The 24114-nt window shown below is 39.9% G+C and carries 21 protein-coding genes, 1 tRNA gene and 1 riboswitch; of the genes, 14 read left to right on the plus strand and 8 right to left on the minus strand.

What is annotated here, in order from left to right:
* Positions 1-20: 20 nt before the first annotated feature.
* From BN1609_RS05940 to BN1609_RS05960, 5 genes are all read right to left on the minus strand, one after another.
* The gene (locus BN1609_RS05940; protein ID WP_088840637.1) at positions 21-551 is read right to left on the minus strand and encodes a ClbS/DfsB family four-helix bundle protein; all 531 of its coding nucleotides are present in this window, start codon (positions 549-551) and stop codon (positions 21-23) included.
* Positions 532-1470 (minus strand): YafY family protein, encoded by a 939-nt coding sequence (locus tag BN1609_RS05945; RefSeq protein ID WP_088839293.1) that lies wholly within the window; start codon positions 1468-1470, stop codon positions 532-534. The genes BN1609_RS05940 and BN1609_RS05945 overlap by 20 nt, the downstream gene beginning before the upstream one ends.
* Positions 1471-1504: 34 nt before the next feature.
* A complete protein-coding gene (locus tag BN1609_RS05950; protein WP_088810437.1) occupies positions 1505-1939 on the minus strand; it encodes a GyrI-like domain-containing protein in 435 nt (144 codons plus the stop codon).
* Between the two features lie 112 nt (positions 1940-2051).
* A tRNA-Asp gene (locus tag BN1609_RS05955) sits at positions 2052-2124 on the minus strand.
* 66 nt (positions 2125-2190) lie between these two features.
* Complete coding sequence (locus BN1609_RS05960; protein ID WP_088810438.1) at positions 2191-3372, minus strand: pyridoxal phosphate-dependent aminotransferase; 1182 nt, start codon at positions 3370-3372, stop codon at positions 2191-2193.
* A 152-nt stretch (positions 3373-3524) separates the two neighbouring features.
* Positions 3525-3635: riboswitch (SAM riboswitch) on the plus strand.
* Positions 3636-3806: 171 nt separating this feature from the next.
* Here BN1609_RS05960 and BN1609_RS05965 point away from each other — a divergent pair.
* From BN1609_RS05965 to BN1609_RS05980, 4 genes are read left to right on the plus strand one after another with little or no spacing between them, the layout of a single operon-like run.
* Positions 3807-4625, plus strand: a complete 819-nt coding sequence (locus BN1609_RS05965; protein WP_088810439.1) for a MetQ/NlpA family ABC transporter substrate-binding protein — start codon at positions 3807-3809, stop codon at positions 4623-4625.
* Between the two features lie 12 nt (positions 4626-4637).
* Complete coding sequence (locus BN1609_RS05970) at positions 4638-5657, plus strand: methionine ABC transporter ATP-binding protein (RefSeq protein ID WP_088810440.1); 1020 nt, start codon at positions 4638-4640, stop codon at positions 5655-5657.
* Positions 5650-6312: a methionine ABC transporter permease gene (locus BN1609_RS05975; RefSeq protein ID WP_088810441.1), complete on the plus strand. Its 663-nt coding sequence runs from the start codon at positions 5650-5652 to the stop codon at positions 6310-6312. Before BN1609_RS05970 ends, BN1609_RS05975 begins: the two co-directional genes overlap by 8 nt.
* Before the next feature lie 18 nt (positions 6313-6330).
* Positions 6331-7113 carry a carbon-nitrogen family hydrolase gene (locus BN1609_RS05980; RefSeq protein WP_088810442.1) on the plus strand — a complete coding sequence of 261 codons (783 nt, stop codon included), beginning with the start codon at positions 6331-6333 and terminating at the stop codon, positions 7111-7113.
* A gap of 262 nt (positions 7114-7375) precedes the next feature.
* Here BN1609_RS05980 and BN1609_RS05985 read toward each other — a convergent pair whose 3' ends face one another.
* On the minus strand, positions 7376-8296 hold the full coding sequence (locus BN1609_RS05985) for a YafY family protein (RefSeq protein ID WP_088816067.1): 921 nt from the start codon (positions 8294-8296) through the stop codon (positions 7376-7378).
* Between the two features lie 100 nt (positions 8297-8396).
* Between BN1609_RS05985 and BN1609_RS05990 the strand changes: the two genes are divergently transcribed.
* A complete protein-coding gene (locus tag BN1609_RS05990) occupies positions 8397-8816 on the plus strand; it encodes an effector binding domain-containing protein (protein ID WP_088840638.1) in 420 nt (139 codons plus the stop codon).
* A gap of 44 nt (positions 8817-8860) precedes the next feature.
* On the opposite strand, the gene BN1609_RS05995 is transcribed toward BN1609_RS05990, so the two are convergent.
* Entirely contained in the window at positions 8861-10960 is a 2100-nt protein-coding gene (locus BN1609_RS05995) for a glycosyl hydrolase family 28-related protein (RefSeq protein WP_088840639.1), read from the minus strand.
* Positions 10961-11550: 590 nt separating this feature from the next.
* Here BN1609_RS05995 and BN1609_RS06000 point away from each other — a divergent pair.
* The 9 genes from BN1609_RS06000 (at position 11551) to BN1609_RS06040 (ending at position 22520) form a co-directional block, all read left to right on the plus strand.
* A complete protein-coding gene (locus tag BN1609_RS06000; RefSeq protein WP_088810446.1) occupies positions 11551-13884 on the plus strand; it encodes a helix-turn-helix domain-containing protein in 2334 nt (777 codons plus the stop codon).
* Between the two features lie 191 nt (positions 13885-14075).
* On the plus strand, positions 14076-15278 hold the full coding sequence (locus BN1609_RS06005; protein WP_088825801.1) for a M20 family metallopeptidase: 1203 nt from the start codon (positions 14076-14078) through the stop codon (positions 15276-15278).
* Positions 15278-16678 carry an MFS transporter gene (locus tag BN1609_RS06010; protein WP_088810448.1) on the plus strand — a complete coding sequence of 467 codons (1401 nt, stop codon included), beginning with the start codon at positions 15278-15280 and terminating at the stop codon, positions 16676-16678. The genes BN1609_RS06005 and BN1609_RS06010 overlap by 1 nt, the downstream gene beginning before the upstream one ends.
* A gap of 12 nt (positions 16679-16690) precedes the next feature.
* Complete coding sequence (locus BN1609_RS06015; protein WP_088840640.1) at positions 16691-17878, plus strand: M20 family metallopeptidase; 1188 nt, start codon at positions 16691-16693, stop codon at positions 17876-17878.
* Between the two features lie 117 nt (positions 17879-17995).
* Positions 17996-18694 carry a hypothetical protein gene (locus BN1609_RS06020; RefSeq protein ID WP_088840641.1) on the plus strand — a complete coding sequence of 233 codons (699 nt, stop codon included), beginning with the start codon at positions 17996-17998 and terminating at the stop codon, positions 18692-18694.
* Between the two features lie 70 nt (positions 18695-18764).
* Positions 18765-19787 carry a DUF389 domain-containing protein gene (locus BN1609_RS06025; protein WP_088810451.1) on the plus strand — a complete coding sequence of 341 codons (1023 nt, stop codon included), beginning with the start codon at positions 18765-18767 and terminating at the stop codon, positions 19785-19787.
* A gap of 178 nt (positions 19788-19965) precedes the next feature.
* A complete protein-coding gene (locus BN1609_RS06030) occupies positions 19966-21225 on the plus strand; it encodes a M20/M25/M40 family metallo-hydrolase (RefSeq protein ID WP_088840642.1) in 1260 nt (419 codons plus the stop codon).
* Between the two features lie 10 nt (positions 21226-21235).
* The gene (locus tag BN1609_RS06035) at positions 21236-22036 is read left to right on the plus strand and encodes a DUF3100 domain-containing protein (protein ID WP_088810453.1); all 801 of its coding nucleotides are present in this window, start codon (positions 21236-21238) and stop codon (positions 22034-22036) included.
* Positions 22026-22520 carry a hypothetical protein gene (locus tag BN1609_RS06040; protein ID WP_088810454.1) on the plus strand — a complete coding sequence of 165 codons (495 nt, stop codon included), beginning with the start codon at positions 22026-22028 and terminating at the stop codon, positions 22518-22520. The genes BN1609_RS06035 and BN1609_RS06040 overlap by 11 nt, the downstream gene beginning before the upstream one ends.
* A 51-nt stretch (positions 22521-22571) precedes the next feature.
* On the opposite strand, the gene BN1609_RS06045 is transcribed toward BN1609_RS06040, so the two are convergent.
* On the minus strand, positions 22572-23981 hold the full coding sequence (locus BN1609_RS06045; RefSeq protein WP_088840643.1) for a MucBP domain-containing protein: 1410 nt from the start codon (positions 23979-23981) through the stop codon (positions 22572-22574).
* Between the last annotated feature and the right edge of the window lie 133 nt (positions 23982-24114).

The raw sequence follows: 24114 nt of genomic DNA on the forward strand, positions 1-24114 counted from the left end.
AACAACTGCAAACATATCGTTTACAGTCGCTTCTTGAAATAAGCTATTTTTTTAAGTGCCCACTCATAATGGCTTGACGTCGCCGAAACGAAATAGCTGCCAAGCGTGCTTCCACCGCTCCAAGTAAAAACCCCTTTTTTAAACAAATCATCGTTAGAAAATTGCTCAACAAGTTGCATAACTTGGCCATGACTTTCCTGCAATAAGCGTAGCGCTGCCGGGTATGCTGTTTGCTGATGCTTTTCCAAAAAAACGATGTTCATTGCGCCGTAAGTTTTCCAGTTATAGCCTTCCAGCAAAAATTGCTTTTTCTCCCCCTTTAAATTGGGCTCTACCCAATCTAAAAGTAATTTTTGCCATTCATACAAGTGAATGAGGACATCGCGGATATTTTTATCCCTATTCCAGTGTGCTTCTTTTTTATTTATGTCGGCCAACTGAAACGCGGCTAACTTCACTTCATTTGGCATTTCCTCTAACATATGTATGAGTTGTTGATACTTTTCGTTTGAGGCTTGTATAAAATCTGCTTTAGTTGTTGGTCTCGCCACTATTATCATCTCCTTTATAATTTTTATACATGTCCGAAATTTGCGCGCTTACTAGGGCGCGTAGTGAAGCTGGGCTTTCCACGATGCAGGCGCTGCCGAGGCCTAAAATAAATGTTTCCAGCCAAGCATTATGTTCGGCAATAATTTTCAGCCGTAAAAATGGCTCCGCTTCTTCTATAATTTCCACTTGATGCCAGCTTTCAAAAATATGAAAAATCGAGCGATCAATTCGCAACACAAATTCAAGCATATTCTGCTTTCGCCAAATGAAATCGCGTTCATAATACGCTAGATTAGGATTAAATGGTTGACCTAGTTCGATGTGTTTGATTCGGTCTAGCAAAAACAATTTTGGAGCGCCTTCTTCTGTACCACTTAAATACCAGCGGCCACTTTTGAAAAGCAATTGATAGGGTTCAATCATGCGTTGCTTCTTATGCCCATCTAATTTGGTGTATGTGAACATTAGTTGGTGATTGCTTTTTATGGCTTCTTGGATGCGCATAAATTTCGCGTCATCCGTTTTGGTGCCTTGCCAAGACGAAAAATCCACCACAACTTGATGTGCATGCTGTTCAATTTGTTGTAATTCTTCGGCATCGAACAGCAATTGTAGCTTTTCAATAATTGCCGTTTTATTTGGGTCATTTTCAATATTCAACCGATAAAGCGAAAGCAGCACGTATTTAAAATCGAGCGAGGAAAACAATTGTTTATCCAAATAGTAGTTCTCCATAATGCTAATCCCACCATTAAACCCCGGTGTCGAAATTATCGGTATACCAGCATAATCTAGTGCTTCCAAATCGCGATAAATAGTTCGTTCTGATACTTCAAAAAAATCGGCCAAAGTTTGAACTGTCACTTTCCGTTTGCTGACTAACAGCAACACAATGGCTAACATTCGATTAAAACGCATGAACGGCTTTCCCCTCTCGTTTAAAATAGCGTGTTTATTTTATTCCAATATAAATTTCAATCCGCGTTTTTTCAATATCTGGATTGGGATAATATAATTCAAAATCCGTCACGCAAGTGCGCTCCAATTGCGTCTGCCAAATTTCCTGCCAAAGTGCTGCTGGCGCCGTCATTGGATTTCCAACCACTGTAAAGCGGGCATATTTGCCATTTTGAATTGTGACCTCCCCGTCTGCCGTAGCTACACCTGCCAGCACGTCATACGATAAGGAAGTCGGTTTTTCATAATCACCTTCAAAATTAAAATACACACCGTATACTTTTGTTTCCATATCCATTGTAGCATGATTTTGATAAAACCCTTGCCAAAGTTCCGTAAATTTCTCACTCATATTCGGGTCATCATTACTAATGTGCACGTGTTCTCCAGTCACTTTTATTTCTTCAAAATGACTAACTTGATAATTCATTTTTATTACCTCCCTTTCAGCTCCAGTATAGCACCGGGCTCTGACAACAGTTTGTCAGGGTAATAAAAAAAGTTTGCAGACGACAAAGTCTACAAACTTTTTAAAATTCAAACGGTCCCGACGGGATTTGAACCCGCGATCTCCTGCGTGACAGGCAGGCATGTTAACCCCTACACCACGGAACCAAGTGAGCACCTTAAAAAGGGCACTTCACCATTAAACCATGCTTGCCAAAAATCGTCAACTATTTTTTAGAGGCTATAAGTCGTTGCTTTAAATAAATCTAATTTCCCAATGCGGCTTACTGCTTCCCTAAGTCGCTCCTCGTCCATTAGAAGGCCCACTCGGACGTAACCTTCTCCGCACTCGCCGAAGCCACTTCCATCGGCCACCGCCACATTAGCTTTTTCGAGCAAATGCTCTGTAAAGCTTGTGCTCGTGAAGTTTTCGGGCACTTTCATCCAAGCAAAAAACGAGCCCCTTGGAATGACTGCTTCCCAGCCGATTTCCGAACACGCGTCTAAAAAGGCATTTTTTCGACTTTCGTAACGCTCATTTTGCTTTCTGACAGCTTCCTGGGAGCCTCTAAGCGCTTCAATCCCCGCATCCTGAATGGCAGGGAAAAGACTCACATACAGATGGTCTTGGATTAAATTGATGGCTTCAATCATCGTTTCATTCCCGACAGCGAAACCAATTCGCCAGCCGGCCATATTGTATGTTTTGGATAGTGTGTATAGCTCAATTCCGACATCCTTCGCCCCTTCTGTTTGGAGGAAACTAATTGGTTTGGCGCCGAAACCGATAGCCCCGTAAGCGAAATCATGCACGACGGCAATCTCATTTTCCTTAGCAAACGAGACGGTGTCTTCGAAAAACTTCTCTGTAGCGATGGCGCCCGTTGGATTGTTCGGATAATTTAAATACATCAACTTCGCATCTGACCGCGTCGCCTCATCTATCAGAGCATAATCCGGTAGAAATTGATTTTCCTCCAAAAGAGGCATTAATGTATACTCGGCGTCCGCTAAAACCGCGCCAGACAAGTAATCTGGGTAGCCAGGGTCAGGCAAGAGCATTTTTTCGCCGGGGTCAAGCAGACACATCGGCAGCTCCACAAGCCCCGTCTTCGTCCCAAACAAAATCGCCACTTCCTTTTCAGGATCCAAAGTCACCCCGTACTCTTCTTTGTAAAAATTGGCAGCCGCCTCTTTCAGTTCTGCCTTGCCGCGAAACAAAGAATACTTGTGGTTTTGCACATCATCTGCGGCATTTTTTAGTGCTTCTACGATGTTTTGCGGCGTAGGCTGATCTGGATTTCCTTGTCCCAAATTGATGACATCATGCCCTTCTGCAATTTTGCGATTTACATTTTGTACTAATTTTGAAAAAAATTGCTCTGGCAAATTTTCGAGCTTTTTAGAAAATCTCATTTCGTACGCCTCCCGTTTTATGTTTCATTGTTAAATATCTTAAAGTTTTCTAGCAATTTTGTCTAGTCTAGAAATAAAAAACATTAAAAAAGCATTGACAATCACCTTAAAAATCGGTATATTTTTACGTAACAAGTTTTTATAATGTAGTTCTCTTATCGAGAGAGGCTGAGGGACTGGCCCGATGACGCCCGGCAACCTAACTTTTTGAAGTGAAGGTGCTAATTCCAGCAAAATGGTATAGCCATTTTGGTAGATGAGAGGAGTTCGAATAGGCAACACATTCAACTTCTCTATTCTGATGGTAGAGGGGTTTATTTATGTGCTAAAAACTTTTTTAGTACATAAATACAAGGCGAAACGCTGTGTCCACACTCTCAAACTAGAATGTTTATAAAAATTTAAATTTAGACACATTTAGGGAGGAATTTTTAATGAAAAAGAGAACTAAAGGAATTTTGATTGCATTTACTGGCGCGGCACTACTTGCACTTTCTGCATGTGGTGGCGGGAAATCCGAAACGTTAAGCACGGAAAAGATTACAATTGGCGTAACGGGTGGACCTCACCAACAAATTGCGGAGGAAGTGAAAAAGTTAGCTAAAAAAGACGGGCTGGACATCACAATTAAAACGTTTGACGATTATAACACGCCAAACACTGCGCTAAACGATGGGGATTTAGACGCGAATAACTACCAAACGATTCCGTTTTTAGATGCACAGAAAAAAGATAAAGGCTACAAAATCGACCAAGTCTTTAAGACAGTTGCTTTCCCAATGGGCATTTATTCCAAAGATATTAAAGACATCAAAGAGCTTAAGAAGGGGGATAAAATTGCGGTTCCAAATGATCCTTCGAACGAATATCGTGGCTTAAAACTTTTTGAAGACGCTGGTGTCATTAAGTTGAAAGACGGCGTGGAAGAAAAAGCAACGAAAAAAGATATCGCGGAAAACCCGCTCGATTTAGAAATCATCGAACTTGAAGCTTCGCAAATTCCAGCGCAACTTGGTGAAGTAAAAGCAGCTGCCATCAACACCAATTTTGCGATGGGCGCTGGACTCACCATTAATGATGATGCGATTTTCCATGAACCAACGAAAGACAATCCGTATCCAAATGTTTTTGTCGTAAGAACTGAAAATAAAGATGATGAAGTTGTCGATACACTTAAAAAATATTACCATTCTGATGAAATTAAAAGCTTCATTGAAAAAGAATTTAATGGGTCTGTTGTACCTGCATTTTAGGGAGATGTAACCATGATTAAACTAGAACATGTCAGCAAGACTTTTAATGTTAACGGGCGAAGCGTTCAGGCGGTGAAGGACGTTTCGCTTTCCGTCCAAAAAGGTGAGATTTACGGTGTTGTGGGTTATAGCGGCGCTGGAAAAAGTACGCTTGTTCGTTGTATTAATTTTTTAGAACAGCCAACTGAAGGTACTGTGCATATTGCAAACGACAATCTCGCACAACTTTCGGCGAAAAACTTGCGTTTCGCGAGACGTAAAATCGGAATGATTTTTCAAGGCTACAATCTACTTAAAACGGCCACTGTATATGAAAATATCGCGCTACCGCTTAAACTTGAAGGTTTAAAAAGCGATGAAATTACAGCACGTGTTGAAAAATACTTAGAAATTGTCGGGCTTACGGATAAAAAAGAAAATTTCCCAGCCCAACTTTCTGGCGGTCAAAAGCAGCGTGTTGCCATTGCGAGAGCGCTTGCTCATGAACCTGAAATTTTACTTAGTGATGAGGCGACGAGTGCGCTTGATCCTGAAACGACCGAAGCCATTTTAAATTTGCTACTTAAAATCAACCGCGAACTCGGCATTACGATTTTCCTTATTACGCATGAACTCGATGTCATTCAGCGCATTTGTGACCGCGTTGCTGTGATGGAAAACGGGCAAATTGTTGAAGAAGGCACTGTTTTAGATGTATTCACGAAGCCAAAACACCCGACTACCAAACGTTTTGTTGGCTCAGAGGCTAGTTTTGAAATTCCAGCCGATGTGTTAGAAAAATATAAGCAAACAGGTAAATTGGTTTCACTCCATTTCATTGGCGAAGGTTCTGATGAGCCTGCCCTTGCGCTTGTATCCCGGAAATTTGATTGCCTGCCGAGCATTTTGGCGGGGGGAATTGATCACCTGAAAAATGATACCCTTGGCAAACTTTTAGTCCATTTAAAAGGTGATGAGGCCGAATATAACAAAGCAATTGAGTACTTGCGCGAACAAGGCGTAGTCGTTTCGGAGGTGCAACAAAATGGTTGATTTTTTTAACGAATGGGGCGACACCCTTTGGACTGGATTTCTAGAAACCCTTACAATGACAAGCATCACGCTCGTCATCTCCATTTTGGTCGGTCTACCACTTGGTATTTTACTTGTTTTAACACGAAAAGATGGGCAAGCTGAGAATAAAACGGCTTACACGATTTTAAACTGGATTATTAATATTTTACGTTCGCTGCCATTTATTATTTTACTTTTTTTAATTTTGCCATTTACAAAAATTATCGTGGGCACTACAATTGGCGTAAAGGGCGTTATTTTGCCGCTTGTCGTTTTCACAGCGCCATATATCGCTCGGCTGATGGAATCTGCTTTACTTGAAGTCGACCGCGGTGTCATTGAAGCGTATCAGGCGATGGGAATTTCTACGTCAAAAATCATTTTAAATGTTGTGCTTCGCGAGGCGCGTTCAGGCATCGTGCTTGGCCTGACAATCGCTACAATTGGTCTAATTGGAGCCACCGCGATGGCAGGACTAGTTGGCGCCGGCGGACTTGGAACCATTGCCTATCAATACGGATTCCAGCGCTTTGAACCAACCATTATGTACGCGACCATTATTATTTTAATTATCATCGTACAAACCTTGCAATCACTTGGAAATTTCCTAGCAAGACGATTAAAGAAAGACTGAAAACTGGGGGAATAAAATATGTGGAAGCTTGCGCTTTGCCAAATTGACGTTACGTTTAAGGATCCAGATGCGAATTTCAAACGGGTCCGGCAAGCAGTAACCGAGGCGGCAAGAAGCGGTGCTGAGATTGCCGTTTTACCCGAAATGTGGAATACGGGCTATTGTTTGAGCGAGCTTGAGATATACGCAGACCGTCACGGCGAGCGGACGAAAAAGTTTTTATCTGAGCTTGCGAGAGAGCAAAATATTACGATTATTGGCGGTTCCGTTGCCATCAAAACGGACGGGAAATTCACAAATATTATGTACGCTTTTGATAATCAAGGTGATTTTCTTTCTTCTTATAAAAAGGTCCACCCTTTCAAGCTAATGGACGAACATCTCTATTTGGAACCTGGGAATGATGCCAACCTCTTCATGCTAAACGGCACAAAAACAGCCGGCTTCATCTGTTATGATATTCGCTTCCCCGAATGGATGCGGCACCATACCGCAAGAGGCGCAGAAGTTATTTTTGTTGTTGCCCAGTGGCCAGATGTGCGCATTTCCCAGTGGGAAAAATTGCTCGTCGCACGGGCAATCGAAAATCAAGCGTTCGTCGTGGCCGTAAACCGTGTCGGCAAAGATCCAAACAACCAATTTAACGGCCATTCTATGGTCATCAATCCGCACGGCGAAATCCTCCTTTTAGCGGGAGAAACTGAAGAAAATTTCTACAGCACAATTGATTTGGCTGAAATCAGTGCGGCGCGTCAATCGATGTCCATTTTCGAAGACCGCCGCCCAGAATTATATTTCTAAGCTCACACAAAAAGAGAAAATAGGCAAGTAAAGATCCAGTAACTATACCATTTTTCAAAATGGATTTACTGGATTTTCACTTGTTTTTTTATTTATGTCTCAGCCTTTTTTTATATAATTTCTTCATTTATTTTCATTATTTTTTCATTTTAAGACGATACAATAAATGCATCATCTAAATCATAGGTTTTACACCTATTTTATATATTCTTCCTTAAAACCGCCAAAGCCCCTATCAAATCCATGATAGGGGCTTTGGTTTTTATTGGTATTTTAGTTGAATGGCTTCCAAATAGGCTATAAAGTTATCGTAAAATTCATTTTGACTTTTTATCGTTGCATGTGTTCCTAGGTTTAAAAGAAAGCGGTAGCCAACTTCATGATCAGGTAGAATAACCTTGGCTTGAAAATACGTTTCATCGAGTGCTTTTATTTCCAGAACATTTGCGCGCTCCACAATTTGTTCCCGTCCAGTACGGTCAAGGAGCAAGTCTACTTCTTCCATTTCAAAAGGTGAAAATTGCGGTTTTGGGTTAAATGGTCTGACCACAAATTCGCGCGGCGTAAAAGTATCCGCAAGGGTTTCTAAGTGAATCATTCGCGATAATTTAAACGTCCGAAAGTCTTCCCGCTCTGTGCTATAGCCTTGTAAATACCAATAACGATTTCGGAAAAGCAAATGGTATGGTTCTATTTTTCGCTTCGTTTCATTCCCATCTCGGTCGCTATATGTCACGGCAACATATTGATGTTTTTTTATCGCCAAATGTAGCTCCTCAACGTGTTCATTTATTTCTTTTTTCGTTGTTACATTTGAAAAATCCAGCGAAATAAGATGATCACTAATTTCATCATCAGACCGCAACATATTTTTCATTTTCAAAAGCGTTCGCTTAATATCTGTTGAAGAAAATAATTGTTCAAATCCATTCAAACTTGTGACAATTGTCGTTAAATCTTCCGTAGTAAGTAAACGTTTGTCTACTTTATAAGTTGGCATAATTCCAATTCCACCGTTCACGCCTGGCATCGTATAAATCGGAATTTTCGCCATCGAAAGTGTTTCCATGTCGCGGTAAATCGTACGTTTTGATACTTCGAACATTTTTGCCATTTCATTTGCGCTAACAATTTCACGTTGTAAAAGCAACATAATAATGCCAATTAGCCGCTCAATTTTCATTTTTTTACTCCTTTTTCAAATGATGACATACAGTTGTCAACATTAGCGTGTTATAGTTACATCATAACAAAATTAAATTTATTTTTGGAGGGAAAAAGTTATGTCATTTGAAATTGTACACTTAGAAAAAGAAGTATTTTCCGGAGAAAAAGTTGAAATTCCTAATTTTAATCCACAAGAAGGTTTTGGAAAAATGAGCGAAATTAAGACTGCTGCCTATGAAAAGTACGCGGACGATGCAAAAAATTATGTTGGTATTAATGCGTCCATCGATGGCAAACAAAATTACATCGTTGCAAAATCTGGTGAAGGTAATGGTTTGATTTCCTTTGAAATTCCTGAAGGCGACTATGCAAAATTCGTATCCGAAGAAACTGAACGCACTGCCATTGACAATTTTATCGGTCAAACTTACGGCGAAGTGATGCAAGGCGGTAAATACGACCTTGCCGGAAACTTTAACTTGGAAGATTTACGCGAAGACAAATTTACAATCTATATTCCAGTGAACGCAAAATAAACATTGAAAAAGAAGCAGAATTAATTTTCTGCTTCTTTTTATGCTTACAATAAATTTTCGCCTGTCATAACATTGACGCTTACGACGACTCTATTTTCTGAATCTAAACCGTTTAGGATGTATTTCATTGTTTCAAGATTTTCTCTCACTTTATCACGCGCATAATACGTAAATGTGCCATCTGCTTTTAAATCCCCGCCAGCATAGATTTGCTCTTCTCCCGTCGTTATATTACGAGCAACAAAACGAAGTGACGCAATATTCCAATATGTTCCTGTAATAAATGAGGCTGCATCTCGATTATATAGCGGCGACACAATTAGTTGCGTTGCTAATTGCGGCGGTAAATGAAGCATAAATTCGGCTACGCTAAACCCTCTTTCATCAAAACCTTCAATTTTCAAGTGCGTACAATTAGCTGTGATTTCGGTGTATTGCAATGAAAATCGTCCGCTTGACTCAATTGTACCGCCTGTTTCTTGTGGTCGTTCCGCTCCATCAGATAATATTTCTGTTATTCTAAGTTGCGTAATGCCCCCTATGAATTTCCCCTTAACTTCTGTTCCCGATACAGTCGCTTCCGTTATTTGACTCACATCAATCACATTATCCTTCATATCCACCCACACTAATTGTCCATTTTGAATGGTTCTAAGGACAATTAACTTCGTTTCCGGTTTACCATCTTCTTTTAAAAGTGCAATATCCCCTTCTACTACAACTTCATTATAACGATACAAATCTTGTTTTTTAACAACTGGAATTGTGAGTCGTTCTGCCAGCAATCGTGTTTTAAAGGAATAGGCATCTGAATAGCTCGTTTTTTGCTCGCTCAAAACATTCTCTTTTCCCATGATTACTGTTCTGTAGCCATTATCTGTTATTCTTGGTTTTGATTGAAAGCTAGTTCCAGCTACTTCAATTGCATTTACTTCGCCAGCTTCAATAATTGTATTGAACGCTAGTTGTCCCACCTTAACATTAGCACGATCACGAATCGTTACAAGATTACAATTATCGATTTCATATGCATATTCGGGACTTACTTTTCCTAAAAAGCGATTGTCTGAAATAAATGTTTTTCCAACCCCTTTTACGGCTAAGGGTTCAGCGCCGCCATCAATTTGAATGTGCGCTTTCTTGTTTTCTTCAAAAGTATTATGTTGAATAAATGTGTAGGCATTTTCAATTTGCGCGCCGTTTGTGCCTCTTTGGAGTTTAATCGCTGCATTATCGAAAAAGCCCAATGAACTTTCTTTGATTGTAACACCATGGCACCCTTCCAAAAGGATTCCGATTCGATTAGCAAACGCCTGGATCGTTTTATTGTCTGCTGTTTTAATGGCAAGACCTGTATTTGCGTCTGCCTGCACTCCACAAGCCAAAATCTTTACGTTTGTTAAGCTACTTTCGTTAATATTTTCTAAATGAATGAAGGTCCCCGTCGCATCCTCCACTCTCCCTTTGTCCCTTTTGAGTTTCAAATAATCTTGTGTTGAGCCACTATTATCAATATGAATGTCTTCAAGAATCAATCCCTGCCCAACAACTCGTTTGCCATTAAATAGCTTTGCTGATGTATCACTAATTGCCTGAATGGCAGTCCCGCGAATATTAAAGAAAAACAGGTTTTTAAATTTGCATAAATCATACGGGCGAATAATTCGGATTGTTGTGACGTTATTTACGTATCTCAAGTCAAAAGTTAAATGAGACATGCCAATATTTCGAATAAAAGAACGTTCCCCAGTTCGCTTCTCGCCATTAAAATAAGCAAAATCAAAAATCGGTTGGTCCTCTTTTTCTTTGTCAAAAATCAGTTCATTATTCACCATCTCACCAGAAGGGATGATTTGACTTGATAGCGAAGAATCCCCTTGTAAGTTAACTCCCGCTTTATCTACAAAAATAGTCTTTGAGATTTTATAACTACCAGCCGGAAAATAAACTATCCCGCCTTCTTTTGTCATTTCCTCTGTTTCAGCTCTGGATAAAACTGTTTTATCGGCTTTCTTTACAGGATATTCATACAGCGCATCAATCGCGTCTTGGATTGCTTTTGTATCATCTGCTAGGCCATTTCCAACTGCGCCAAAATCTTTAACGTTGTGTACTTTTATTTCGGGTATAATGGTTGTTTCCACTTATGATCTCTCCTTTATGTTTACAAGTAAAGCTTTATTTCTTTACTATTTCTTTATCATAGTACAAATTGGTTTTCTGTAAAATTTTGGTATCCCTCGCAATAAAATGTGTAAAATGCCCATTTAAAGTTAAAAAAATCAGTTATTCGCCTCATTTTGTCCACAGACAAATAAAGAAAATTCCACTATACTAATAGTAATCTCTTTAGCTTGTATAGAACCATGTAGAAACAGCCACTTATTTTTTAAGTGGCTGTTTCTATATACTAAAATAACCTTTAGTGAATTCACTAAAGGTTATCTGCGCAAAATTAGTTTCCGCTAATTTCGCGTGCCACTCATGCTATATGGCTAAGTTTGTTATCGCTTCTTCATTTGTGAACGAGAATACTACAGCATGATATTCTAAGTATACTATTATGCCTTGCGTAAATCTGTGGATATTTTGTAGCCATTTCATTTCATAAAAACTAGGAAATCATTGCTATTCCTAACAATGAGCGCTAAATACTTTTTTATTTTTTTGTATAAACTACACATTTTAGTAAATATGATGCTAAGATGAAAGTATCGAAAAGGAGTGAAGAAGGATGGCACGCATAAAAGAGTACGAAATTGCAATCCAACACATTAAGCAACCTACTTCGGAAATTTCACATGGGACCACATTAATTTTCGCAATTTCAGGAAAAGTCACAGTCAAAATTTCAGAGCGGCACTTTCATTTGGAAGAAGGCGATATATTAGTCCTTGATCGCCATACATTTTACACGATTCAAGGAGAAAATCAGCATTTAATTATTTATTTGACGATTTCCGATACTTTTTTCACACAATATTATGCCGATTATTTCCGGCATTCATTTAACTTTTTCACTAAGGAAATCGATCCCGGGAGAGAACAAATTGTCAGTTCCCTCCGAAAGTCTATCAGTGAACTTTTAATCGCCTCAACGAATCAAAGACAAGCCAACAAGCTAGACGCGCAAACTGCATTACTTCAAATCTTGCTCGTTTTAACTCGTTTTTTAAAAAAGGAAAACCCTTCTTTTGCTAAAAAGGAAATGAATGATAAGCGCATCTCGCGAATCATTAGAGAGGTAGAAGAACATTTTGATGAGGCCTTGTCCCTTCATGATTTTGCTCAAAAGGAATATTTAAGTGAGGCTTATTTATCTCGTTATTTCAAGAAAACAACTGGCGTCGGCTTTTTGCAATACTTGACGGAAGTTAGATTGAAGCATGCGCGTGAAAACTTGCTCTATTCGACAGAGAGTATTACCGAAATTGCGCTTAAAAATGGCTTCTCGAGTCAAAAACATTTCTCAGAAGCATTTAAACAGTACTTCCATTCGCCGCCTAGTGAGTACAGAACGCAGCACCACCGCGAATTGAGTCCCCTCGAGCAAAAACAAGAAAGCCAGCAAAATCGTGCGATTGAGCAAATTGTGCCAACATCCGATATTCTCATTAAACTTGCTCGTCTATATCACAACATTGAATCTGGCAATGAATTAAATGAAGCACCGTTTGAAAAGAAGAAAATAGCAATTGCGGACAAGGCAGCACGAGCTTTAACCCAAAATATGCATATCCTAACCATTGGAGAGTTAAAGGAAGTTTTGAAGGAAAATGTGCAAAAACAAATTTTAACGTCACGCGATGAGCTCGGCGTCAATTATATCGGCATTCGCCATTTATTTAAAGGAAGCACTTTTCTGCCTGAGGCTGAAACGGACGAATTAGTTCCTACATCTTCTCCTTATGCAAATGCAGATGTGGCGATTTCATTTTTAAAACAGCATCGTTTGCAACTTTTTATTCGGCTTGAGTATCAAGATATCTCCGAAAATGAACATGATGTTTTTGAACGTCTTGATCACTTTTTGCGACACTCTATCCAAGTTTTCGGCCGAGAATTTGTTTCGCAGTGGCACTTTATGTTTTTCAACCCTAAACTGACCTTTGCGGATAAAAATGAATTGAAGCGTGTATATTTGAAGCTCCAGCAAATCATTAAGTCGCGCCTATCCGCCATTCAAGTGGGCACTTTTGTTCCGTTTTCGCTTTCGCAAAATGCGGTTCCTGTGCGCCATACTTGGTTTTTAGAGGCGGCGGATCAAATTGATTTCATTACCTATAACGCGAATCAAAATGAAGCGGTTGATTTTTCAAAAGAAGATTTTTTGATTACGGAAGATTATTGTTTGACTAAAACGCTAAAACTGAAAGCTTATTTGAAGCATCACCAAATTCATAAGCCGCTTATGCTCGTTAATTGGAATACACTCACGGGAAATACGCGGTACACGAATGGTACTTTTTTCCGTGGTGCGCTCGTCCTAAAAACCATGCTTGATTTAGCCCCAGAAGTGGATGCTCTTGGTTTTTGGATTAATACGGAGCTTCACGAGGAGGATGGCAGTCAGCTAAATATTAGTCTTGACGGGCTCGAAATGTTTCATTTTTTCAACGGGAAGCGACCAGCGTTTTATGCAGTGAAATTTCTGAAGCGGCTTAAAGGTGTTGTTGTTGCGGAGGGAAAAGATTTTATTATGACGCGGCATGTGGACGGCTATCAGCTTATTTTGATGAACTGTGCGACGATGAATCCGCGCTTTTCAGTAGAAGAAAAATTTTTAAAAGAAGAGCGAAAAGAAGTTCATGTTCGCATGTTGGGGCTTGAACCGGGAGAATATCAAGTTTGCAAATGGCAATTTGATCGCGATAATGGCGCTTTATATTCTAAATACTGGCAGTTAAATAGTAAGCACGGTTTAGATGAAGAAATTTTAGATTACATTGTGGATGCCTCGCAGCCTACGTTAACGGTTAGTGATGAGACGATTACAGATGATTGGTCATTTTACGCCTATTTAGATATTAATGCGATTCATTTTTATGAATTTCGGCATACGATTTAAGCTTAACGGAAACGTTAAGCTTTTTTCTTGCGTTCAACGTCGAATTTTTGACATCAATAAAATCACTTTTTAAAAAAGGAAATTTTCAAGCTAAAAATAAGCAAAAAAACACCCTTCTTTTGATTTTTATTTTTTTATAATAAAGATGCATCGACAATTACTGATGTTCTGGCCAGTATCAGTACAATAAATTGGAGGTTTTTACGGTGAAAGAAGAGTTATTCAAAAAATTAAACGAAAAACAATCTCGTATGATTGAAATCCGCCGCTACTTGCATGAAAATCCTGAACTTTCTTTTCAAGAAGAAAACACAGCAAAATACGTTGCGGATTTTTATAAAGATATGGACTGTGACGTGCGGACTCATGTTGGCGGAAACGGTGTTGTTGTAACGATTGACACTGGAAAGCCGGGTAAAACGCTTGCGATTCGTGCAGACTTTGACGCGTTACCTATTCAAGAAGAAACTGGGTTACCGTTTGCATCTAAAAACCCTGGTGTTATGCACGCTTGTGGCCATGATGGTCATACTGCATATATGTTAGTCCTAGCTGAAACATTGATTGAAATGAAGGAACAACTAACAGGCAAAATCGTCATTTTACATCAACACGCAGAAGAAACACCTCCTGGCGGTGCGATTCAAATGATTCAAGATGGTGCTTTAGATGGTGTTGATAATGTTCTTGGTATTCACGTCATGTCAACGATGAAAACTGGCGAAGTCTTCTACCGCGAAGGTGCGATTCAAACTGGACGTTCTTATTTCAAATTGAAAGTGCAAGGTCAAGGCGGACATGGTTCCTCACCTCACCTCGCAAATGATGCGATTGTGGCGGCAAGCGAATTCGTTGTGGCTGTTCAAACGGTCATTAGTCGTCGCTTAAATCCGTTCGATGTTGGTTCCATCACAATTGGTTCATTCGACGGAAAAGGAAGCTTCAACGTGATTAAAGACGCGGTTACTCTTGAAGGTGATGTGCGCTCGATGTCGGAGGACACACGCCAAACGATCGAAAAGGAAATCAAACGCATTGTGCGCGGAATTGAAGCGATGTTCGGCGTGACTTGTGAACTAGATTACAAAAATGATTATCCCGTTTTAAACAACGATGAAGCTTTGACCGAATTTGTTGTCAACTCACTTCACAGCTCAGACATCCCTGAAATCACAGATGTGGTGCGTTGTGAACCGCAACCACCTTCTGAAGACTTCGCTTATTATGCGAAAGAACGGCCTAGCGTATTTTTCTATGTTGGCGCGATGCCGGCGGATGGACATTTTTATCCGCATCACCACCCTAAATTTGATATTAATGAAGACGCCTTACTTATTGCTTCAAAAGCGATGGGCGCTTGTGTACTGGATTATTTAAAAGGAGAGAATAACTAATGGCAACAAACGCATATAAAGGAACAAATAAACTTATCGTCGGCATCGTATTTGGTGTTATCACATTTTGGCTTTTTGCACAATCGATGGTTAACATCGTACCAGCTGTGCAAGATGACCTCGGTATTTCGTCAGACTTACTTAGCGTCGCAATCAGCTTAACTGCACTATTTTCTGGTATTTTCATCGTAGTCGCTGGTGGCATGGCGGATAAGTTTGGCCGCATGAAATTAACTTATATTGGACTTATTTTAAGCATTATTGGCTCGCTTCTACTTATCGTTACTCAAGGAGCGACATTACTCATTATTGGTCGGATTATCCAAGGACTTTCTGCTGCATGTATTATGCCTGCAACACTTGCCTTGATGAAAACTTATTTTGAAGGAACAGAAAGACAAAGAGCGCTTAGCTACTGGTCAATCGGCTCTTGGGGTGGATCAGGTATTTGTTCATTTGCTGGCGGACTTATCGCCACTTATATGGGCTGGCGCTGGATCTTCGTTTTCTCAATCGCATTCGCACTTTTAGGCATGTTATTAATTAAAGGAACACCTGAAAGCAAAGTTGTGCAAACAACGAAAGCAAAATTTGATACATTTGGACTAATTCTTTTCGTCATCGCAATGGTTTGTTTAAACCTTATTATTACACGCGGCGCAACATTCGGCTGGACAAGCCCAACAACAATCATTATGCTCGTTGTTTTCCTTCTTTCTGCTGGACTATTTTTCCGCACAGAGCTTCGCCAAGCAAATGGCTTTATTGACTTTTCTTTGTTTAAAAATAAGGCTTACACTGGCGCAACTCTTTCTAATTTCTTGTTAAATGCAGCGGCTGGAACGCTCGTTGTCGCAAACACTTATGTGCAAGTCGGACGCGGCTTTACAGCCTTCCAATCTGGTTTGCTTTCCATCGGTTACCTCGTTTGCGTTCTCGGAATGATTCGCATCGGTGAAAAAATCCTTCAACGAATTGGTGCCCGAAAACCAATGATTATGGGTTCAGCTATTACAGCCGTTGGAATCGCGTTAATGGCACTTACATTTATTCCTGGTGCGCTTTATACAATCCTTGTATTCATCGGATTCGCTTTGTTCGGAATAGGACTTGGTATGTATGCAACACCGTCCACTGATACAGCCGTTTCAAATGCACCCGAAGATAAAGTTGGTGTAGCATCTGGAATTTACAAAATGGCAAGCTCCCTCGGTGGTTCATTCGGCGTAGCCATTTCAGCTACTATTTATGGTGTGATTGCAGCATCTGGAAATGTTGATTTAGCAGCAATGGTTGGTTTAATCGCGAATGTCGCATTTTGTTTGATTTCACTCATTTCTGTTGTCGTCACTACACCAAAAGCGGAAAAATCTAAAGTAGTAAGCGCTACAAACGAATAAGGAGGCTTTAAAATGCGTAATCAATTAATGCAAATGCTCGAAGAACGAAAAGACGAAATGATTCAAATTAGACGTCATTTACATGAGCATCCAGAACTATCTTTTCACGAAGTAGAAACCGCAAAATTCATTCAAAATTTTTATAAAGGGAAAGATGTAGAAGTCGCAACTGAGGTCGGCAATGGTCATGCTGTCGTCGTCACAATTAAAGGTGGCAAACCTGGTAAAACCATTGCGCTACGTGCCGATTTTGATGCCCTTCCCGTTGAAGAAGAAACAAACCTGCCATTTAAATCCAAAAACCCGGGTGTCATGCACGCCTGCGGTCATGATGGTCATACCGCCTATTTGCTCATTCTTGCAGACTGCCTGATTGAGCTTAAAGAAAACATTCCCGGAACGATTAAAATTGTCCATCAACATGCGGAAGAAACACCGCCAGGCGGAGCTAAAAGCGTCGTTGAGTCAGGTATCCTAGATGATGTGGACCAAATTTACGGCATTCACGTATTCCCATTCGGCGAATCTGGCGAAGTTTACTATCATAGCGGCTATTCAATGGCTGGTCGCACTTACTTTAAGTTGCGCATCCAAGGTACTGGCGGACACGGCTCCTCGCCGCATATGGCAAATGATGCCATCGTAGCAGGCGCGCACTTTGTAACAGCCATACAAACCGTAATTAGCAGACGTCTTAATCCTTTTGATACAGGCGTCGTTACAATTGGCTCTTTCGACGGGAAAGGAAGCTTTAATGTCATCAAAGACTCCGTCGAATTGGAAGGCGACGTCCGCTACATGAACAACGAAACACGTGAAAAAATCGATACTGAAATCCACCGCATTGTCTCCGGCATCGAAGCGATGTTTGGCGTTACAGTAGAATTAACTTATACCAATGACTACCCACCTCTTTACAATGACCCAAAAGTTACTGATCAAGTTGTTGCAAGTTTACAAAAAGGCATTGGTGAGTATTTAACGGCTGTTTCCGAATATGACATGCTTTCTGGTTCAGAAGATTTTGCTTACTATTTGGAAAAAATTCCCGGCGTATTTTTCTACATTGGTGCTAAACCTAAAAATACAGAGCACGCTTATTTCAATCACCATCCGAAATTTGATATTGATGAAGATGCGCTTCTAGTTGCCGCAAAATCTGTTGCGGAAGTTGTTTTAAGCTACTATTCATTGGATTAATAATCGTCAAAAAGAACATAATCAGTCTCTGATTATGTTCTTTTTACATACTAGGTGATTATACATATACAAATCGGGGAAAGAAAGTATATGATAGAGAAAAAGGGGGAATTTTAGATGATTAAGGAAAGAAAAATTGTGTTAATCACCAGTTTGTTTTTTATTGCGCTCACTTTTTTAGCCTTGCTTTTTCAAAGAGAGATAATTTGGAATATGGTTTCGGGGCATTTTGATTTTTCAGTATCGAATGTTATTAACCTGCTGGCAGGGAGGGATTTGCTTAGCTTTTTCTTACATCAAGTGGTGGCGGCTTTAAAGAGCACCATTATTTTCATCGTTATCGAATTACTTTTGATTATCGCCGTTCCAATTTTAATCATTATTGTGATGTTTAAAGCGAAGAAAAAGGAAGGCTGGACGCGTACGAGCGTTGCCATTACGAGTGGTTACAGCTTATTGTTAGTTTCCCTGTTTTCATTTATGATTTTATTTACCGTGCAATCGCTGCATACGTATCAAGATATACATACAAATGTCGTTAACGCTAAAAAAACGATTTTATCGCACAACTCACAGGAAATTGAGGACGCGCTTACCCGCATCATGGATGACCCGCAAAAGTCCATTCAGAAAATCAAGGAAGTTTCTAAGAAAATTGACAAACATACAAGTGTTTTCACGATGCTTTCGGAATGGCTGACTAAAGTGAAAAGCTACGAGAGCATGCTTATCATTGGGACGGTTATATCTTTTCTTTTGGTTATCGTTGCTCATATCGTTGAGCTATACCGCTTATGGCAGAAACCACAGGAATAAAAATTTGCCGCTTTTTTTATTACGGGTTAAAATTAAGTCACCAAACTCATTTTATTCATAAGGAGAAATTATGGCCAGTACAAGTTATAATGCACAAGAATTTAGGGAAAAAATTAATTCTGACTTAACAATTAAAATTAGCGACTCTGTCATCTTAATGTGCGCTATCTTAATTGCTTCCATCGGATTAAATATGAACTCTATTCCCGTTATCATTGGGGCGATGCTAATCTCCCCGCTTATGACGCCTATTTTAGGTGTAGGGTACGGACTTTCCGTCCTTGATTTTTATATCGTCAAAAAAGCAGCACTGTTACTACTCGTTGAGGTATTAGTGAGCCTAGTAGTGGCCACTCTTTACTTCACGATTTCGCCGATAACCTATGCCAGTGATGAACTAATCGCAAGAACTGCCCCAACGATTTGGGATGTAATTATCGCTTTTGCAGGTGGCGTTGCTGGAATTATCGGGGCTTCTAAAAAGACGAGTACAAATATCGTTCCCGGGGTAGCCATTGCAACGGCGTTAATGCCGCCAGTTTGTACAATTGGGTACGCCATCGCTACGCTGAATTTTTCGTATTTCTTAGGTGCCTCTTACCTCTTTATTATTAATTGTGCTTTCATTATGATAGCCACATTTATCGGCATTAGATTTATGCGCTTTCCCTTACATACAGCGAAGAATAGCAAACACACACGGCGCATCAATATCTTTTTAATTATTTTATCGCTTTTCATTATTATTCCAAGTATTTTTTCTGCTTCTATACTTGTCCAAGATAGTATGGAAAAATCGTCTATTAACCAATTTGTTACGAATGAATTTTCGGATTATGTTGTTTTGGATCAAAGTTATAACGAGGATAAACATGTTCTTACGGTTACAATATCCGGATCCCCGATGCCTAAAAGCACCGTTCAAAGTATTGAGCAAGACTTACCGGATTATGGTTTAGACGATGTTAAACTTGATGTGGATCAAATTCCTGACCTCACTGAACTGAAAGGTAGTCAGGTAACGAAATTCATCGACCAGTATATTAAGAAAAACTACGATACTAACAAAAGCGTCGAAGAACAAGCAAAATAATCATTTATGAAGCCACCTCCAGTCACGGGGGTGGTTTTTCAGTGTTATTACAGGCTTATATACGTATAAAAAATGAAAATCTAAACAAATCATTCGTATTTTTCTTTAAAATAGGGTTGACTTCACTTTTTATTGTCTTTATCATAAGAAGTAGATTAAAAAGGTTAGGAGGATAAAGATGTTTTTCAAAGAGCAGTTTGACGAAATGCAGAAAATTGCTAATCAGATTTTCAACAACCCCGAATTAGGATACAAAGAGTGGAAAACGAAACAATTGGTTAAAGAATTTCTGAAAAGTAAGAATAATCAAATTGAATTGGATTATTTTAGCACTACGGGTATCAAAACATACCTTTCAAAAGATAAGCCTATTACAATGGCTTTTATCGCTGAACTAGACGCTGTGTACGCACCTACTCACTTTTGTGCCGACAAAGAGACTGGCGCCGCGCATAATTGTGGGCATTTCACACAGATAACGACAGCTCTTTCGCTGTATACCTATTTCATTGAAACAGCTGCCTATAAAAACTATGATTTCAACATCGCCTTTGTTTTTATTCCAGCAGAAGAATATTTAGATCTTGACTACCGCGAAACTTTACGACAAGAAGGAACGATTACCTACTACGGCGGCAAGCCGGAAGCGATGAAACTTGGCGTGTTTGACGATATTGATTTTGGTGTTTGCGTGCATTCAATTGGGGAAACATTTGATGAGCCGACCATCGAAATTGGTTGCGATTTAGCCGGCTTTCTTTATAAACGTTATCACTTTGAAGGAAAAGCAACACATGCTGGTTTCGACCCGTTCAGCGGCGTAAATGCCTATAGCATGTCCACAATGTTCAACGTCGCACTCGGGCTACTCAGACAGCAAGTTCGCGATGATCAGCTTGTCCGTTTTAATCCAATTTTGATGAATAGCAACATGTCGACAAACGTGATTCCAAACCGCGTTACTGTGGGAACCGATTTACGTACCAAGTCTATTGAATACATGCAGGAAACTGCTAAAAAGCTTGACCTCGCTGCAGAACATAGTGCGGCAGCCTTATCAGGAAATGTCAAAACAGAAACACAAATGGGCTACTTGCCTTTCGTTCAAGACACTTATTTAAATTCATTTGTCAAACACGCTTTTGATAAAAATGAAGAAATCACGGGCCTAATTGATGACCGCGGCGGAATTGCAGCTGCTGGTGACATTGGCGATTTAGCCTTTATGTTCCCGTGCATTCAAATCAGCTATGGTGGCTTCACAGGTGCCATTCACGGCGATGATTTCCGCATGATAGACGACCGCTTTGTGTTGGAACAATTCCCGCGTTTTGTGAGCCAAGTGTTCGAGGAAATGAACGGGCAATTAGACACGACGAAACTTTATAAACGTAGCTACAATGAATATGAAAAACTAATCCAATCAATCACAGACTAGGGAGGAAAACATGAAAAAAGGGTTTATTTATTTAATCGCAACTGTGCTCATCATTATTACAATCGCAGAAATGATTGGAATTAAGACACTCCAATTCGGCACAGTAACTGTCACTGTCTTGCCACTTGTTTTTGCCGTTGCCATCGGAATGATTTTCGGTATTCCATTTTTCCGAAAAGGCATCTTGAAGAAAATTTATAGCAAAGAAAATGTTGGCTTTTCCGGTCAATATTTAATCATTATTATGTTACCACTAATGGCGCGATACGGCGCCGATGTAGCCCCGCACATTAAAGAAATCCTAAGCATCGGCTGGGTATTCCTCTTGCAAGAATTAGGGAACCTAGGTACCGTTCTGCTCGGTCTCCCAGTAGCCATCATGCTCGGGTTGCGCCGCGAAGCAATCGGAGCAACACTAGGACTCGGTCGCGAAGGCGAACTGGCCTACATCTCGGAAAAATACACGCTAAATTCAGCAGAAGGACGCGGCGTATTATCCATCTATTTAATTGGAACCTTATTCGGCGCTATCTTCTTTAGTATTTTCGCACCATTCTTGCTTTCTCTAGGCTTTGACGTTCGAGCACTAGCCATGAGTTCAGGCGTTGGATCCGCTAGCATGATGACAGCCGCGTCCTCCACGCTCGCAGCCCAAGTTCCTGAACAAAGCTCAACCATACTATCTTATGCAGCAGCCAGCCAGCTCTTGACCAGTTTCTTAGGAACATATACCATGGTCTTCCTCGCTGTTCCGCTTCAAAGATTTATGTACCGCACCTTAACTCGAGGAGGCAAACAACATGCAAAATGAAACTCTTGGTAAAAAATATATCAAAATGGGCTTAATCCTTTTACTTAGCGTAGCACTTATTTTATTTACGCAAGGAATTAAATTATGGAAAAACCCTGACGGTACGCCAATCGTAACAAACACCCTAATTGGGCTAGCCGTTTTATGGTTATTTGCTTTCCTAGGTATTATCATATCTGATGTAATGAAAAGAGTGCCAGTTGGCTTCTTGCGTAACTTCCCCGTCCTCGGTTGGGTATCGCTAGTATCACTCATTTTCTGCCTAATCTCAGACTTCTTTGTAACTGCTATTTCAGCCGTTGATTTCCTATCCATTACAACGCCAATTTTAGCATTTGCAGGCATTTCCGTTGCCGACCATCTCGTTGACCTCTCCAAAACTTCTTGGAAAATTGGCATCGTTGCGGTTTTTGTTTTCATCGGAACCTACTTAGGCAGCGCCATTCTATCACAATTCGGCCTTTGGATTACAGGCTCACTATAAAAAAATCCCCACCAAGTGAAATTCACTCGGTGGGGATTTTTCTTATTTCAATTATTTTGCATTTCTTTGTCTGCGAGTAAATAACGCTAGAGCACCTAATAACAATGCGCCTAGTCCAACTAAAATTGCGCTGTCTAATGCTGAATCACCTGTTTTAGGTAATGCTGGTGTAGATGCTTTTGTTGAAGTTGAATCTTTCTTCATGTTACTTTGCTCGTGTACGTTCATGTTTGTGCTAGGAGTTTTTGCATCGGTTGGAACAATTGTGTCATTGTTAGTATTGTCTGTTGGGTTCGTATTAGTATCATCAGTTGTTCCATTGTCATTGTTGTCTGTTGGATCAACTGGAGCTGTTTTTTCATATACATACGTTACCGTTTGAGCTGCATCATTGAAAGTACCTACTGCATTTGCTGGTGTTTCTTTTAGTGTATAACCATCAATTGTTTTCGCTACTGCTGTAAATGCTTCACCAATATTTCCTTTTAATACATCAGCTGTTGCTAATTCATTACCATCTACATCTACAAATTTAACTGTCACGTCTTGACCTGCTACAGCGTCTTTTTCATACACATAAGTGACTGTTTGAGCTGTGTCACTAAAAGTACCTGTTGCATTAGCTGGTGTTTCAGTTAATGTGTAGCCCGCAATAGTTTTTTCTTCAGATGTATAATCATCACCCACATTCCCACTTAATGTTGCAGGATCAGCAATTTGGTTGCCGTCTGTATCCACATAGTTAACCGTTACATCTTGACCTGCTACAACTGGGTTCGTATCACTTACTTTTTTGTAGTAAAGTGTAAACGTTGGCATTGGATCACCTGGATAGATAACAGGTATCACATCTGGAATAGCTGGGCTTTCTTTTACGAATTCATAAGAACCGCCAGTTCCTACAGTACCGTCAGCATACTCATAACCTTCATCCATTCCTACGTATGTTTGTTGATAGGTAAAATCAATCGTATCGCCCGGAGTTCCAGTAATGACTTCAAATGCTTTTTTACCTTGTTGTGTTTGAGTAGGATCAAATGGGTTGTGTACATAGATTCCTTCGTCTGTATCAATGTCTTTGAAAAGAACCTGAATACTCATACTATTAAGGCGAGGTTGATACTCATATGTGACAGTTTGTGCTTCCGTAGAAAATGTTCCTGTTTCACTACCTGTTGTATTTATTAACTTCCATTGGCTTCGCCCAATACCTTGAGTCATTAAGTCTTGCGCTGTATACGTATCTCCTACGTTCCCTGTTAATGTTTCTGTTTTGAAAACGGTGCCGTTATATACGTGGTTCACTGTAATTGGTGCCGCTGTTTCAGCAGTTGCTCCTACTTGACTGCTTGCAGCTACTTTTGCTTCACTTTTGCTTACACCTGCTGCATGCACCTGTAAAGGTACTTGTACAACTAAAGCTGTTGCTAATGTTAAAATACCGAGTTTACCTAATTTCATTTTTCAAACTCCTTCTACTTTTTAATTGAAAAATCATAGTATGCCTTTTTCCAAAAATTTTCTTTACATGATTTTCTAAAATAGTATAACAACACATGAATGAATGATGATGTGTAAAGTCCACAGAAAACAT

Origin of the sequence: Listeria sp. ILCC797, assembly GCF_900186185.1 — a bacterium.
In the GTDB taxonomy this organism is placed as follows: domain Bacteria; phylum Bacillota; class Bacilli; order Lactobacillales; family Listeriaceae; genus Listeria; species Listeria goaensis.

What these genes read in the sequence shown, in the direction of transcription:
- BN1609_RS06010 (WP_088810448.1), top strand. Translation starts at nt 15,278, where the DNA reads ATGGCAACAAACGCATATAAAGGAACAAATAAACTTATCGTCGGCATC.
- BN1609_RS06020 (WP_088840641.1), top strand. Translation starts at nt 17,996, where the DNA reads ATGATTAAGGAAAGAAAAATTGTGTTAATCACCAGTTTGTTTTTTATT.
- BN1609_RS05960 (WP_088810438.1), bottom strand. Translation starts at nt 3,372, where the DNA reads ATGAGATTTTCTAAAAAGCTCGAAAATTTGCCAGAGCAATTTTTTTCA.
- BN1609_RS05980 (WP_088810442.1), top strand. Translation starts at nt 6,331, where the DNA reads ATGTGGAAGCTTGCGCTTTGCCAAATTGACGTTACGTTTAAGGATCCA.
- BN1609_RS06015 (WP_088840640.1), top strand. Translation starts at nt 16,691, where the DNA reads ATGCGTAATCAATTAATGCAAATGCTCGAAGAACGAAAAGACGAAATG.
- BN1609_RS06040 (WP_088810454.1), top strand. Translation starts at nt 22,026, where the DNA reads ATGCAAAATGAAACTCTTGGTAAAAAATATATCAAAATGGGCTTAATC.
- BN1609_RS06025 (WP_088810451.1), top strand. Translation starts at nt 18,765, where the DNA reads ATGGCCAGTACAAGTTATAATGCACAAGAATTTAGGGAAAAAATTAAT.
- BN1609_RS05975 (WP_088810441.1), top strand. Translation starts at nt 5,650, where the DNA reads ATGGTTGATTTTTTTAACGAATGGGGCGACACCCTTTGGACTGGATTT.
- BN1609_RS05945 (WP_088839293.1), bottom strand. Translation starts at nt 1,470, where the DNA reads ATGCGTTTTAATCGAATGTTAGCCATTGTGTTGCTGTTAGTCAGCAAA.
- BN1609_RS05985 (WP_088816067.1), bottom strand. Translation starts at nt 8,296, where the DNA reads ATGAAAATTGAGCGGCTAATTGGCATTATTATGTTGCTTTTACAACGT.
- BN1609_RS06030 (WP_088840642.1), top strand. Translation starts at nt 19,966, where the DNA reads ATGTTTTTCAAAGAGCAGTTTGACGAAATGCAGAAAATTGCTAATCAG.
- BN1609_RS06035 (WP_088810453.1), top strand. Translation starts at nt 21,236, where the DNA reads ATGAAAAAAGGGTTTATTTATTTAATCGCAACTGTGCTCATCATTATT.
- BN1609_RS05965 (WP_088810439.1), top strand. Translation starts at nt 3,807, where the DNA reads ATGAAAAAGAGAACTAAAGGAATTTTGATTGCATTTACTGGCGCGGCA.
- BN1609_RS06045 (WP_088840643.1), bottom strand. Translation starts at nt 23,981, where the DNA reads ATGAAATTAGGTAAACTCGGTATTTTAACATTAGCAACAGCTTTAGTT.
- BN1609_RS05990 (WP_088840638.1), top strand. Translation starts at nt 8,397, where the DNA reads ATGTCATTTGAAATTGTACACTTAGAAAAAGAAGTATTTTCCGGAGAA.
- BN1609_RS05970 (WP_088810440.1), top strand. Translation starts at nt 4,638, where the DNA reads ATGATTAAACTAGAACATGTCAGCAAGACTTTTAATGTTAACGGGCGA.
- BN1609_RS06000 (WP_088810446.1), top strand. Translation starts at nt 11,551, where the DNA reads ATGGCACGCATAAAAGAGTACGAAATTGCAATCCAACACATTAAGCAA.
- BN1609_RS05950 (WP_088810437.1), bottom strand. Translation starts at nt 1,939, where the DNA reads ATGAATTATCAAGTTAGTCATTTTGAAGAAATAAAAGTGACTGGAGAA.